This is a genomic window from Leifsonia sp. Root4 (assembly GCF_001425085.1).
Classification (GTDB): Bacteria; Actinomycetota; Actinomycetes; order Actinomycetales; family Microbacteriaceae; genus Microterricola.
This window is the reverse complement of sequence record NZ_LMDN01000003.1, coordinates 764,735-778,340: the sequence shown is the minus strand read 5'-3', so window position 1 is coordinate 778,340 and position 13,606 is coordinate 764,735. Positions and strand designations below refer to the sequence as shown.

Sequence of the window (13,606 nt, the reverse complement as noted above, 5' to 3'; positions counted from 1 at the left end):
ATAGGCGTTCATCAAGGTTTCGAATTTCGCGTCGATCTCCGGCAGCAACGTCATCTTGCGGTGCACGACCCCGTCCCGGGTGAACCCGGCGCTGATCCCGCGTGCTTGCATGGCGCGTTCTTCGGCCGGGACGACGCCGTCCTCGTCGAGCACGCTCTCCCAGACGCGGGCTTGCCCGCGGACTTCGTCGGCGGCGAACGGCAGCGGCGACTCGACGGTCGGTCCGGTCGCGGCCTCGACCAGGGCGGTCTCGGCGTGTTCCACGTTGAGGTCGCCGACCCGGCCCCGGATCGGGTCGAGCGTGCCGATGATGGCGGTCGCGCTGTCGTAGCCGAGCGTGCCGGCGCTGAGGGCGTTGGCGACGTGGTCGAAGCGGGCCGGCATCGTCTCCCCGCTGAGCGCGAGGCGCGGCCGGGTGGCTTCGCCGAGCCGCATCCGCTGCGTCAGCGTGCGCTCGGACGCCAGCGTGATGCGGGCGAGGAGTTCCACCGCGTTGCGGCAGCCCTTCTTCGCCGAGAGGCGGTCCTCGCCGAGCTCCGGGCGGGAGTGGAACGCGACCTCGCCCGCGGCCCGGATGCGGAGGGCATCGGCAGCACGCCCGGCGGCCTCGGCGACGGCGGCGAACTCCAGCAGGGCATCGTGGTGGAGCATCCTGGCGTCGGGATCAGCCAGGGCGGAAAGCAGCAGGGCGTGTGCGTCGATGACTGCCTCCGTTGGGGTTCCCATGGGATCAATTTTACCCCGGCAAGCCCTGTGCGCCTAGGAAAAATGCCTGATGTGGATAAGTTTCCGGGGATTCGTGCCTGTGGAGGACAGGTGGTCGCGAAGTGAAGCCGCACCAGCATCGGTGGCGGTTCCCTGGGTTGCCGAAGAATGGGCTGCCAGGCGCCCTCGGGAATCGCAAGCGGTGCCGATCTGGTTTCGACAAACTCACCCAGCGGGAGCGCGCGGGTTCCGACAGACCCAGCCGGCGGGCGTTTCGACAGGCCGAACCATCGGGTTCGACGCAAGCGACAAGCGGATCGGACCATGGCCGGGAAGCGAAGCGCGTGTTCACGCTTTGATAGGGTGGACGAAACACAACAACCTTTAACGCCGTCCAGAGAGACGGAGAAGGGAGTTCGTTTGATGGCGCGTACCGTGCTCAATCAAGCTGACATCACGCGAGCACTCACTCGCATCGCCCACGAGATCATCGAATCCAACAAGGGCACGCAGGATCTGGTGCTACTCGGCATCCCGACCCGCGGGGTCACGCTGGCCCATCGCATCGCCGGCATCATCCAGGGCATCGACCCGGACGCCCCCGCGGCACTCTCCGGATCGCTCGACGTCACGATGTACCGCGACGATCTCTCCCGCACCCGCACGCGCACCCCGGCGCCGACGGCACTGCCGACCTCGATCGACGGCAAGACTGTCGTGCTGGTCGACGACGTGCTCTTCTCCGGCCGCACCATCCGTGCGGCCCTCGACGCCATCAACGACATCGGGCGCCCTCGCGCCGTGCGGCTGGCGGCGCTCGTCGACCGCGGCCACCGCGAGCTGCCGATCCGCGCCGACTTCGTGGGGAAGAACCTGCCGAGCTCGACCGATGAGCGCATCAACGTGCGCCTGCAGGAGATCGACGGCGAAGACTCCGTCAGCATCGAGGCACTCGCATGAGGCACCTGCTCTCCACCCGCGAGCTGAGCCGCGAGGCCGCGATCGAGATCCTCGATATCGCCGAGGACATGGCCGATGTGCAGCAGCGCGAGGTCAAGAAGCTCCCGACCCTGCGCGGCAAGACGGTCGTCAACCTCTTCTTCGAAGATTCGACCCGCACCCGCATCTCCTTCGAGGCCGCAGCCAAGCGACTCTCGGCGGATGTCATCAACTTCAGCGCCAAGGGCTCGAGCGTCTCCAAGGGCGAGAGCCTGAAAGACACGGCGCAGACCCTCGCCGCAATCGGCGCGGACGGCGTCGTCATCCGCCACGGCGCCTCCGGCGCCCCGGCCGTGCTGGCGGCGAGCGGCTGGATCGACGCCGGCATCATCAACGCCGGCGATGGAACGCACGAACACCCGACGCAGGCGCTGCTCGACGCGTTCACGATCCGCAGGCGTCTGCACGGCGCCGCATCGCGTGGCCGCGACCTCGACGGCGTCACCGTCACGATCGTCGGCGACATCCTGCACTCACGGGTCGCCCGATCCAATGTCTGGCTGCTCGACGCCCTCGGTGCGAGCGTCACCCTGGTCGCCCCGCCCACCCTCGTTCCGGTCGACACCGGAGCCTGGCCGGCGACGATCAGCTATGACCTCGACGCGGCCATCGACGCCGCGCCCGACGTCGTGATGATGTTACGCATTCAGGCTGAACGCATGAATGCGGCGTTTTTCCCCAACAGCCGGGAGTATTCCCGCACATGGGGTCTTGACGACGATCGTTTTCGGCGCCTCGCGCCGAGTAGCATTGTCATGCACCCCGGCCCGATGAACCGTGGCCTGGAGATCTCCTCCGCCGCGGCAGATTCGGCGCAGTCGACGGTGCTCGAGCAGGTAGCGAATGGAGTTTCGGTGAGAATGGCCGCGTTGTATCTCTTGCTTTCCGGTGAACGTGAGGTGTCCCGATGAGTACGAGTTCCGCTGGCATTGCCACACTGATCACCGGTGCGACCTTGGCCGACGGCAGCCGCAGCGATCTGCTGCTTCAGAACGGGCGCATCACCGAGACCGGCAGCGGGCTGAGCTCCGCAGGCGCGACGGTGGTCGACGCGGACGGCCTGCTCGCGCTGCCCGGACTCGTCGACCTGCACACGCACCTGCGCGAACCGGGCTACGAGCAGAGCGAGACCGTTCTGACCGGCAGTCGCGCCGCAGCGGCCGGTGGCTTCACGAGCATCTTCGCCATGGCGAACACCTCGCCGGTCGCCGACACCGCCGGTGTCGTCGAGCAGGTGCTCTCGCTCGGTGAGCAGGCCGCGTACGCCACCGTGCGCCCGATCGGTGCCGTCACCGTCGGCTTGGCCGGCGAGAGGCTGGCCGAACTCGGCGCAATGGCGACATCGCGCGCCCAGGTTCGCGTGTTCTCGGATGACGGCTTCTGCGTGTCCGACCCGCTGCTGATGCGTCGCGCGCTCGAGTACGTCAAGGCGTTCGACGGCGTGATCGCCCAGCACGCCCAGGAACCCCGGCTCACCGTCGGCGCCCAGATGAACGAGGGCGCCCTCTCTGGCGAGCTCGGGCTGACCGGCTGGCCGGCCGTCGCCGAGGAGTCGATCATCGCCCGCGATGTTCTGCTCGCCGAGCACGTCGGCTCCCGTCTGCACATCTGCCACGTCTCCACCGCCGGCTCCGTCGACGTGATCCGCTGGGCGAAGGCCCGCGGCATCGCCGTCACCGCCGAGGTCACCCCGCACCACCTGCTGCTCACCGAGGAGCTCGTCGCCAGCTATGACGCGCGCTACAAGGTGAACCCGCCGCTCCGCCGCCGTGAAGACGTCGAGGCGCTGCGCGCGGCCCTCGCAGACGGCACGATCGACATCGTCGCCACCGACCACGCGCCGCACCCGGTCGAGGCCAAGGACTGCGAGTGGGATGCAGCCGCGAACGGCATGGTCGGGCTCGAATCCGCGCTCTCCGTCGTGCACGCCTCCGTGGTGCAGAACGGGCTGCTCGGCTGGAACGACGTCGCCCGCGTGCTGAGCGGTGCCCCGGCGCAGATCGGTCGTCTGGCCGGTCACAGCGCAGAGCTCGTCGTCGGAGCCGTTGCCGACATCGTGCTCTACGACCCGAACGCGACGCGCGAGTTCAGCACGCAGAACCTCGCGGGCAAGGGCGTCAACTCGCCGTACCTGGCGATGACACTGCCGGGCAGCGTCGAGGCGACGTTCCGCCACGGGTACGCCACCGTGCTGGGCGGCGCGGTGCTTCCGGCCGAGCAGGTGGCCCGCTCGGCCGCTCTGCAGAGCGGCGGGGCCTCATGAGCGTCGAGCGCACGCTGCTCGCCGCCCTGCTCGCGGTCGTCGTTCTCGCACTCCTCCTCCTGATGCTGCGCAGCTGGAAGCGTCGCGGAAACCGCGACAACGGACTCTCCGCGTACGCGGTACCGGCCGCGCCGGCCGAGCAGACACTCGTCGTGCCCGTCGCCTACGTTGCGACGACCAAGCACGAACTGCCGCTTGAACGCCTGCTTCCTGCCGGCCTCAGGTTCCGGGCCCAGGGCACGCTCGCCGTGGCATCCGATGGTCTGACCATCGATCTGGCCGGCGGCGACGCGTTGTTCATCCCGCGCAGCGCGCTGCGTGAGGTCTCCGAGACGACGTGGGCCATCGACCGTGCCGTGGAGAGCGACGGTCTCAGCTGCGTGAGCTGGCTCATGCAGCGGACGCCAGACGCATCCGAGCAGACGGACACCATCGCAGACAGCTTCTTCCGCGTGATCGATCCTGCGCAGCGCGCAGTGCTCGTCTCCGCGATTTCCACCCTTCTTCCGGCCACTGCGGCCGGCGCCAACAGTGAGGCACAGAAATGACAGACCAGCTTGTGACAGATTCGGCAACCGGCTCGAACGGGCTGCCGGCACGCGCCGTCCTGGTGCTCGAAGACGGCAGCCGCTACGTCGGCCGCGCATACGGCGCGACGGGCCGCACCTTCGGTGAGGCGGTGTTCGCCACCGGCATGACCGGCTACCAAGAGACGCTGACCGACCCGAGCTACGCCGGCCAGATCGTGTTGATGACCGCGCCGCACATCGGCAACACCGGCGCCAACGACGAGGACATGGAGTCGGCCCGTATCTGGGTCGCCGGCTTCATCGTGCGGGAGCCGTCGCGCATCGTGTCGAACTTCCGCTCGGAACGCAGCATCGACGACGACCTCGTTGCCGGGGGAGTCGTTGGCATCAGCGGCATCGACACCCGCGCCGTCACCCGCCGCATCCGCTCGGTCGGCGCCATGCGCTCCGGCATCTTCTCCGGTGCGGATTTCGACCTCTCCGACGGTGAGCAGCTCGACCTCGTGCGCTCCGGCGTGCAGATGGCCGGCCAGAACCTCTCCGGTGCGGTCTCCACCACCGAGCGCTACGAACTGCCGGCCACCAGCGAGCGGGTCGGGAGCGTCGCCGTGCTCGACCTCGGCGTCAAGACCTCAACGCTCAACTTCCTGGCCGACCGCGGCTTCGATGTCGTCGTGCTGCCGCAGACGACGACGGCCGAGGAGATCCTCGAACTGGCTCCCGACGCCCTGTTCTTCTCGAACGGTCCTGGCGACCCCGGCGCATCCGACCGCCATGTCGAGATGCTGCGCGACGTGCTGCGCGCTGGCGTGCCGTACTTCGGCATCTGCTTCGGCAACCAGCTGCTCGGCCGTGCGCTCGGCTTCAACACCTACAAGCTGCCGTTTGGCCACCGCGGCATCAACCAGCCCGTGCTCGACAAGGCCACCGGCCGGGTCGAGATCACCGCGCACAACCACGGCTTCGCCGTCGAGGCTCCGATCGACCAGATCAGCGAGTCCAGCGAGGGCTTCGGCCGCGTCGAGGTCAGCCACTACGACCTCAACGACAACGTCGTCGAGGGCCTGAACTGCCTCGACATCCCCGCGTTCTCCGTGCAGTACCACCCCGAGTCCGCCTCGGGCCCGCACGACGCCAACTACCTCTTCGACCGCTTCCGTGACATGGTCATGGCGCAGCAGCAGAACGACCCCAGCCAGCAGAACGGAAGCAAGTAATGCCCAAGAGAGACGACATCAAGAGCGTTCTGGTCATCGGCTCCGGCCCGATCGTCATCGGTCAGGCCTGTGAGTTCGACTACTCGGGCACCCAGGCCTGCCGCGTGCTGCGCGAGGAGGGCGTGCGCGTCATCCTGGTCAACTCGAACCCGGCCACGATCATGACCGATCCCGACTTCGCCGACGCGACCTACGTCGAGCCGATCACCTGGCAGATCATCGAGACGATCATCGCCAAGGAGAAGCCGGATGCCATCCTGCCGACGCTCGGCGGACAGACGGCGCTGAACGCCGCCATCGACCTGCACACCAACGGCATCCTCGAGAAGTACAACGTCGAGCTCATCGGCGCCAACTTCGAGGCCATCAACAAGGGCGAGGACCGCCAGATCTTCAAGGACCTGGTCATCGCCGCCGGTGCCGACGTCGCCCGCTCCTACATCGCGACCAGCGTCGAGCAGGCCGTCGAGCAGGCGCAGGACCTCGGGTACCCGCTCGTCGTGCGCCCGTCCTTCACCATGGGAGGCCTCGGCTCCGGCTTCGCGTACACCGAGGAGGAGCTCCGCCGCATCGTCGGCGACGGCATCCACCAGAGCCCGACCAGCGAGGTTCTGCTCGAGGAATCGATCCTCGGGTGGAAGGAGTACGAGCTCGAGCTCATGCGCGACACCTCCGACAACACGGTCGTCGTCTGCTCCATCGAGAACGTCGACCCCGTCGGCGTGCACACCGGCGACTCGATCACGGTCGCACCTGCGCTCACGCTGACCGACCGCGAGTACCAGAAGCTGCGCGACATCGGCATCGACATCATCCGCGCCGTCGGCGTCGACACCGGTGGCTGCAACATCCAGTTCGCCATCGACCCGGCCAACGGGCGCATCATCGTCATCGAGATGAACCCGCGCGTCTCGCGCTCCTCCGCGCTGGCTTCCAAGGCGACCGGCTTCCCGATCGCCAAGATCGCCGCGAAGCTCGCCATCGGCTACCGTCTCGACGAGATCCCCAACGACATCACCAAGGTCACGCCGTCGAGCTTCGAGCCGACCCTCGACTACGTCGTCGTCAAGGTTCCCCGCTTCGCCTTCGAGAAGTTCCCGGCCGCAGACGCCACGCTGACCACCACCATGAAGTCGGTCGGCGAGGCCATGGCCATCGGCCGCAACTACGCGACGGCGCTGCAGAAGGCGCTCCGCTCGATGGAGAAGAAGGGCTCGTCGTTCCACTGGGGCGAGGAGAGCCGCTCCATGGAGGAGCTGCTTGAGATCTCGAAGGTTCCGACCGACGGTCGCATCGTGACGGTGCAGCAGGCGCTCCGCAGGGGCGCGACGATCGAGCAGGTCTTCGAGGCCACCAAGATCGACCCGTGGTTCATCGACCAGATCGTGCTGATCAACGAGGTCGCAGACACGATCGCCAACGCAGACACCCTCGACACCGATGTGCTCCTCTACGCCAAGGACCACGGCTTCTCCGACGTGCAGATCGGCGAACTCCGCGGATTCGGCGAGGCCGATGTGCGCGAGGTGCGTCACATCCTCGGCGTCCGTCCCGTGTTCAAGACCGTCGACACCTGCGCGGGCGAGTTCCCTGCCCTCACGCCGTACCACTACTCGAGCTACGACGCCGAGACCGAGGTCATCCCGAGCGACCGCAGGAAGGTCGTCATCCTCGGCTCCGGCCCGAACCGCATCGGCCAGGGCGTCGAGTTCGACTACTCCTGCGTTCACGCGTCCTTCGCGCTCTCGGATGCCGGCTTCGAGACCATCATGATCAACTGCAACCCCGAGACGGTCTCCACCGACTACGACACCTCCGACCGGCTGTACTTCGAGCCGCTCACGCTGGAAGACGTGCTCGAGGTCATCCACGCCGAGAGCCAGAGCGGAGAGCTCGTCGGCGTCGTCGTGCAGCTCGGCGGTCAGACCGCCCTCGGCCTCGCCAAGGGGCTCGAGGCCGCCGGCATTCCGATCCTCGGCACGAGCCCCTCCGCGATCGACCTGGCCGAGGAGCGCGGCTTGTTCTCCGGCATCCTGGATGCCGCAGGCCTCGTCGCCCCGCGGAACGGCACGGCAACGGACGCCCCTGGCGCGATCGCCGTCGCGGAGGAGATCGGCTACCCCGTGCTCGTGCGCCCGAGCTTCGTGCTCGGCGGACGCGGCATGGAGATCATCTACGACAGCGCATCCTTCGCCGACTACTTCGGCCGCATCGAGGGCCAGGTCATCGTCGGACCGTCGCACCCGCTGCTGGTCGACCGCTTCCTCGACGACGCGATCGAGATCGACGTCGACGCCATCTACGACGGGACCGAGCTCTACATCGGCGGCGTCATGGAGCACATCGAGGAGGCCGGCATCCACTCCGGTGACTCGAGCTGCACCCTGCCGCCCGTCACGCTCGGCCGCGGCCAGATCGACAAGGTGCGCGAGGCGACCCTGGCGATCGCCGAGGGCATCGGCGTGCGCGGCCTGCTGAACGTGCAGTTCGCGATCGGTGCCGGCGTGCTCTACGTGCTCGAGGCGAACCCGCGGGCCTCCCGCACGGTTCCCTTCGTGTCCAAGGCGCTTGGAATCCCGCTGGCCAAGGCCGCATCGCTCGTGATGGTCGGAAAGTCCATCGCCGAGCTCAAGGCCGACGGCCTGCTCCCCGTCAACGACGGCTCCCGGGTGCCGCTGGACTCGCCCGTCTCCGTCAAGGAGGCCGTGCTGCCGTTCAAGCGCTTCCGCACCAAGGAGGGCACGGTCGTCGACTCCGTGCTCGGCCCGGAGATGCGCTCGACCGGTGAGGTCATGGGCATCGACAAGGACTTCCCCCGTGCCTTCGCCAAGAGCCAGCTCGCCGCGTACGGCGGAATGCCACTCTCCGGCACCGTGTTCGTCTCGGTCAGCGACCGCGACAAGCGCTCGATCATCCTGCCGGCACTGCGCCTGCAGGAGCTCGGCTACGACATCGTCGCGACCGAGGGCACCGTCGAGGTACTGCGGAGGAACGGCATCCGTGCCGAGCAGGTGCAGAAGTTCTCCGAGAAGACGGACGCGTCCGACTCCTCGATCGTTGAGCTCATCCACCGCGGTGACGTGCACGTCGTGATCAACACGCCGAGCGGCCGCTCGGCCAGGGCTGACGGCTACGAGATCCGCGCGGCGGCCGTCGCAGCCGACATCCCGCTGTTCACGACCATCGCCGAGCTCAGCGCGGCCGTGGCCTCGCTCGACGCCGTGCGCACCGGCTTCGAGGTCACCAGCCTCCAGGAGTACGCCATCCAGCGAGCAGCGAACGCGTGAGCCAAGCAGAACCGCTGACATTCGGCGACAAGCTCGGGGCGGTCTTCGACCGCTCCGGGCACCTCTGCGTCGGTATCGACCCGCACTCGTGGATGCTCGAGCGCTGGGGTCTCGAGGACTCGGCTGACGGCGCCCGCGAGTTCGGTCTCCGCGTCGTCGAGGCGGCGTGGAACCGCGCCGGAATCGTCAAGCCGCAGGTCTCGTTCTTCGAGCGCTTCGGCTCCGCCGGCTACCAGGCGCTGGAACGGGTCATCGCCGAGGCGCGCGCAGCCGGCATCCTCGTGATCGCCGACGCCAAGCGCGGCGACATCGGCTCGACCCAGCAGGCATACGGCGAGGCCTGGCTTCGGCCGGGATCCCCGCTCGAATCGGATGCCGTGACCCTCAGCCCCTACCTCGGTCTCGGTTCGCTGCAGAGCTCGCTCGAGCTTGCAGAGGCAGCGGGCAAGGGTGTGTTCGTGCTCGCCGCGACCTCCAACCCGGAGGCCGCCGGTGTGCAGACCGCCCGCGTCGTCGAGACCGAGCGCACCGTCGCAGCGAGCATGCTCGCCGGGGTCTCCGCCTGGAACAACGCGCAGAAGGATTCCGGTGAACGTCGCTTCGGCTCGATCGGCGTCGTGCTCGGCGCCACGCTCGAGCTCTCCGACTTCGGTATCGGAGTCGATGAGGAACAGCACGGCCCGGCCGTCCCGGTGCTCGCACCCGGCTTCGGCCACCAAGGAGCAGAGGTGAGCGAGACCCGTCGGGTGTACGGTGCGCTCACACCCGGAGTCATCGTGTCGGAGTCCCGGGGCCTGCTCGGCGCCGGACCAGATGGAATCGCCGACGCCATTGCGCGGCGAGCAGAAGAAGTGGAGGCCAAGCGTGGCTGAGATCGCTGGATCCGACATCCCCAAGCACCTGAACCCACCGGACGTCGACCGGGTCGCCGCCTCGCGGGCCGCGGTCGCCGCCCGCCGTGCCAGAGCCGCCGTCAAGGCCGCCATCGCGGCGGGGGAGCGCAATCCGCTCGACGTGATGCGGACCGCGTTCGAGGAGCCGCTCGGCACTGAGGGCAAGCTGCGCGTCACGGAATTCCTCACCAGCATCCCCGCCATCGGCGTCACCAAGATGCACCGCATCATGGACGACCTCGACATCTCACCGGCCAAGCGGCTGGGCGGACTCGGCCGTCACCAGCGCCACCGTCTGCGCGACTACCTGAGTGACCGCCTCGCCGCGCGCACGCCGACCCCGGCCCGTCTGATCGTGCTCGCCGGCCCGACGGCCGTCGGCAAGGGCACCGTCGCCAGCCACATCCGCGAGAACTACCCTGACGTGCTGCTCTCCGTGTCTGCGACGACCAGGGCGCCCCGCCCCGGCGAGGTCGAGGGCGTGAGCTACTACTTCGTCGACGACGCGGAGTTCGACCGCATGGTCGCCGACGGCGAACTGCTCGAGTGGGCGACCGTGCACAACGCCTCTCGTTACGGCACTCCGCGCGGCCCGGTCGAGGCCGCACTCGCCGCAGGAAACAGCGTGCTCCTTGAGATCGACATCCAGGGAGCCCGGTCGGTGCGCCGCGCGATGCCAGAGGCCAGGCTCGTCTTCCTGCAACCTCCCAGCTGGGAAGAACTCGTGCGCCGTCTGATCGGTCGGGGCACGGAAGATGCCAGCGAACAGGCCCGCAGACTCGAGACGGCGAAGGTCGAATTGGCCTCCGTCGACGAGTTCGATTACCAGGTCGTCAACCACGACGTGGGCGAGGCCGCGCAAGAAGTCGTAGACTTGATGAAGACTCGCAAGGCGAAGCGCTGATCAAGCGCGCCCTTTGCACCCCAACACCACAGGAGTTCCCACATGGCTGACAAGCTCACCGGCATCATTGACCCGCCCATCGACGAGCTTCTCTCGAAGGTCGACTCCAAGTACGCCCTCGTGATCTTCGCCTCCAAGCGTGCGCGCCAGATCAACGACTACTACGCCGACCTGCACGAAGGCAGCCTCTTCGACAACGTCGGCCCGCTCGTCGACTCGTCGATCGAGGACAAGCCGCTCTCGATCGCGATGCACGAGATCAACGAAGACAAGCTGACGGTTCGCCCGAACGCCGAATAGCCGCGACCGTGGCAGCCTCACAGTCGTCGCCGCTCACGATCGTCGTCGGCATCAGCGGCGGAATTGCGGCGTACAAGGCTGTCAATGTCGTGCGGGCCTTCGTGCTCGCGGGCCATTCGGTTCACGTTGTCGCAACGGAGGCCGCGCTGCGCTTCGTCGGTCGTCCGACCCTCGAAGCGATCTCGCGCAACCCCGTGCACAGCGAGCTCTATGAGGGCGTCGCAGAGGTGCGGCACGTGGCGATCGGCCAATCGGCCGATCTGATCGTGATCGCACCGGCGACGGCCAACACCATTGCCAAGCTGGCGGCCGGCATCGCCGACGACCTGCTCGGCAACACGGTTCTTGCAAGCACGGCCCCGCTCGTGATCGCCCCGGCGATGCACACCGAGATGTGGCAGAACCCGGCTACGGTTGCCAATGTGGCCACGCTGCGTTCCCGCGGCGTCACCGTGATCGGCCCCGCCGTCGGCCAACTCACCGGCGCCGACTCCGGCCCAGGGCGTCTCGAAGATCCCGATGCGATCGTCCGCGGCGCACTCGCGGTCGTCGCGGCCGGCCCCGTGCAGGACTTGGCCGGAACCCGTGTCATCGTGACGGCCGGTGGAACGCGCGAGCCGCTGGACCCCGTGCGCTTCCTCGGCAACCGCTCGAGCGGCCGCCAGGGCATCGCCATCGCCGAGGCCGCAGCGGCCCGCGGTGCGGATGTCGTGCTGATCGCGGCCCACCTCGAGGTGCCGCCGCCCGCTGGCGTCGAACTGCGCGAGGTCTCGACGGCGTTGCAGATGCAGGATGCAGCAGTCGCCGCATCCGCAGACGCCGACGTCATCGTCATGGCCGCCGCCGTTGCCGACTACCGGCCGGCCCTGGTCAGCGAGGGCAAGATCAAGAAGGACGACCGTGGCGACTCGATGACGCTCGAGCTCGTGCGGAATCCAGACATCCTGGCCGGCCTCGCCGCCGCGAAGCGTGACGGGCAGGTCATTGTCGGCTTCGCAGCGGAGACGGAGTCCGATCGGGCCCGCCAGCTCGAACTCGGCCGCACCAAGATCGCGCGCAAGGGCGCCGATCTGCTCGTGCTGAACCGGGTGGGGTGGAACGAAGGCTTCGCAACGGAACGCAACGAGATCACGGTGCTCGACAGCACCGCAGATATAGTGTTGGAATTCGCGGGCAGCAAGGTGTCGGTGGCTCACCGCATCCTTGATGTGATCGCAGAACGACTGTGATCCTGCGGCACACCAGCCAGCACGTCACCAGAACGAGCAGTTCACACGAGCAAGCAGTTCACAAGAACAGACAGACAGGTCACATGAGCGAGCTTCGGCTATTCACATCGGAATCGGTCACCGAGGGGCACCCAGACAAGATCTGTGACCAGATCTCCGACAGCATCCTCGACGCCATGCTGGCGCTCGACCCGCACAGCCGCGTCGCGGTGGAGACCCTCGTGACGACGGGCCTCGTGCACGTCGCAGGCGAGGTCACCACCGAGGCGTACGTCGAGATCCCGTCGATCGTGCGCGAGCGGATCACCTCGATCGGCTACGACTCCTCCGACGTCTGGTTCGACGGCCGCTCCTGCGGCGTCTCCATCTCGATCGGCGGCCAGTCGCCCGACATCGCCCAGGGCGTCGACAACGCCTACGAGAGCCGCGAGCTCTCCAGCGACGAGATGCTCGACAAGCAGGGTGCCGGCGATCAGGGCATCATGTTCGGCTACGCAACGACCGAGACGCCGCAGCTCATGCCGATCCCGATCTGGATCGCACACCGCCTCGCCGAGCGCCTCGCCGAGGTGCGCAAGGCCGGTCTCGTCGACTACCTCCGGCCCGACGGCAAGACGCAGGTGACGATCGGCTACGACGGCCAGATCCCGCGCACCGTCGAGACCGTCGTGCTCTCGACGCAGCACTCGCCCCGCGTCACGCAGGAGCGCCTCCGCGAGGAGATGAATGAGCTCGTGATCCGCCCCGTCCTCGACCTGGTCGAGCTCGACACCGCCGCGGCCCAGACCCTGATCAACCCGACCGGCAAGTTCGAGATCGGCGGCCCGCAGGGCGACGCCGGCCTCACCGGTCGCAAGATCATCATCGACACCTACGGCGGCGCGAGCCGTCACGGCGGCGGTGCGTTCAGCGGCAAGGACCCGTCCAAGGTCGACCGCTCGGCCGCATACGCCATGCGCTGGGTCGCCAAGAACGCCGTCGCGGCCGGCCTCGCCGAGCGCCTCGAGGTGCAGATCGCCTACGCCATCGGCAAGGCGGCCCCCGTCGGGCTCTACGTCGAGACCTTCGGCACCGGTGCGATGTCGGACGCCGACATCACCCGCGCGATCCGCGAGGTCTTCGACCTCCGTCCGGCTGCGATCATCCGGGACCTCGATCTGCTCCGCCCGATCTATGCCCAGACGGCCAGCTACGGCCACTTCGGCCGCGAACTGCCCGACTTCACGTGGGAGAAGCTGGACCGGGTCGACGATCTGAGAAGCGCAGCCGGGCTCTGATC

Annotated in this window: 12 protein-coding genes; 11 read left to right on the top strand and 1 reads right to left on the bottom strand. The window is 67.9% G+C overall.

The features are described 5' to 3' along the window. On the bottom strand, positions 1–726 hold a 726-nt coding region (locus ASC66_RS13290), incomplete at its 3' end, for a DUF222 domain-containing protein (protein WP_157509790.1). 399 nt (positions 727–1,125) lie between these two features. Here ASC66_RS13290 and pyrR point away from each other — a divergent pair. From pyrR to metK, 11 genes are all read left to right on the top strand, one after another. Continuing rightward, positions 1,126–1,665 (top strand): bifunctional pyr operon transcriptional regulator/uracil phosphoribosyltransferase PyrR, encoded by a 540-nt coding sequence (gene pyrR, locus ASC66_RS13285; protein ID WP_055840240.1) that lies wholly within the window; start codon positions 1,126–1,128, stop codon positions 1,663–1,665. After that, a complete protein-coding gene (locus ASC66_RS13280) occupies positions 1,662–2,615 on the top strand; it encodes an aspartate carbamoyltransferase catalytic subunit (RefSeq protein ID WP_055840238.1) in 954 nt (317 codons plus the stop codon). Before pyrR ends, ASC66_RS13280 begins: the two co-directional genes overlap by 4 nt. Then, positions 2,612–3,967 (top strand): dihydroorotase, encoded by a 1,356-nt coding sequence (locus tag ASC66_RS13275; RefSeq protein ID WP_055840237.1) that lies wholly within the window; start codon positions 2,612–2,614, stop codon positions 3,965–3,967. Before ASC66_RS13280 ends, ASC66_RS13275 begins: the two co-directional genes overlap by 4 nt. Next, positions 3,964–4,515: a PH-like domain-containing protein gene (locus ASC66_RS13270; RefSeq protein WP_055840235.1), complete on the top strand. Its 552-nt coding sequence runs from the start codon at positions 3,964–3,966 to the stop codon at positions 4,513–4,515. The genes ASC66_RS13275 and ASC66_RS13270 overlap by 4 nt, the downstream gene beginning before the upstream one ends. Then, the gene (carA, locus tag ASC66_RS13265; protein ID WP_055840233.1) at positions 4,512–5,714 is read left to right on the top strand and encodes a glutamine-hydrolyzing carbamoyl-phosphate synthase small subunit; all 1,203 of its coding nucleotides are present in this window, start codon (positions 4,512–4,514) and stop codon (positions 5,712–5,714) included. Before ASC66_RS13270 ends, carA begins: the two co-directional genes overlap by 4 nt. Next, complete coding sequence (gene carB, locus ASC66_RS13260) at positions 5,714–9,001, top strand: carbamoyl-phosphate synthase large subunit (protein WP_055840231.1); 3,288 nt, start codon at positions 5,714–5,716, stop codon at positions 8,999–9,001. The genes carA and carB overlap by 1 nt, the downstream gene beginning before the upstream one ends. Continuing rightward, positions 8,998–9,873 (top strand): orotidine-5'-phosphate decarboxylase, encoded by an 876-nt coding sequence (gene pyrF / locus ASC66_RS13255; RefSeq protein WP_082492314.1) that lies wholly within the window; start codon positions 8,998–9,000, stop codon positions 9,871–9,873. Before carB ends, pyrF begins: the two co-directional genes overlap by 4 nt. Before the next feature lies 1 nt (position 9,874). Next, positions 9,875–10,798 carry a guanylate kinase gene (gmk, locus tag ASC66_RS13250; RefSeq protein ID WP_502691619.1) on the top strand — a complete coding sequence of 308 codons (924 nt, stop codon included), beginning with the start codon at positions 9,875–9,877 and terminating at the stop codon, positions 10,796–10,798. Between the two features lie 42 nt (positions 10,799–10,840). Continuing rightward, on the top strand, positions 10,841–11,098 hold the full coding sequence (gene rpoZ / locus ASC66_RS13245) for a DNA-directed RNA polymerase subunit omega (RefSeq protein ID WP_047410830.1): 258 nt from the start codon (positions 10,841–10,843) through the stop codon (positions 11,096–11,098). An 8-nt stretch (positions 11,099–11,106) separates the two neighbouring features. Beyond that, a complete protein-coding gene (gene coaBC / locus ASC66_RS13240) occupies positions 11,107–12,327 on the top strand; it encodes a bifunctional phosphopantothenoylcysteine decarboxylase/phosphopantothenate--cysteine ligase CoaBC (RefSeq protein WP_055840229.1) in 1,221 nt (406 codons plus the stop codon). An 83-nt stretch (positions 12,328–12,410) separates the two neighbouring features. After that, positions 12,411–13,604, top strand: coding sequence for a methionine adenosyltransferase (metK, locus tag ASC66_RS13235; protein ID WP_055840227.1), 1,194 nt, complete (start codon positions 12,411–12,413; stop codon positions 13,602–13,604). Positions 13,605–13,606: the final 2 nt, after the last annotated feature.

Excerpts from the sequence above, each read along its gene's own strand:
- ASC66_RS13280 (WP_055840238.1), top strand. The coding sequence starts at position 1,662 with ATGAGGCACCTGCTCTCCACCCGCGAGCTGAGCCGCGAGGCCGCGATC.
- ASC66_RS13275 (WP_055840237.1), top strand. The coding sequence starts at position 2,612 with ATGAGTACGAGTTCCGCTGGCATTGCCACACTGATCACCGGTGCGACC.
- ASC66_RS13270 (WP_055840235.1), top strand. The coding sequence starts at position 3,964 with ATGAGCGTCGAGCGCACGCTGCTCGCCGCCCTGCTCGCGGTCGTCGTT.
- carA (WP_055840233.1), top strand. The coding sequence starts at position 4,512 with ATGACAGACCAGCTTGTGACAGATTCGGCAACCGGCTCGAACGGGCTG.
- carB (WP_055840231.1), top strand. The coding sequence starts at position 5,714 with ATGCCCAAGAGAGACGACATCAAGAGCGTTCTGGTCATCGGCTCCGGC.
- rpoZ (WP_047410830.1), top strand. The coding sequence starts at position 10,841 with ATGGCTGACAAGCTCACCGGCATCATTGACCCGCCCATCGACGAGCTT.
- metK (WP_055840227.1), top strand. The coding sequence starts at position 12,411 with ATGAGCGAGCTTCGGCTATTCACATCGGAATCGGTCACCGAGGGGCAC.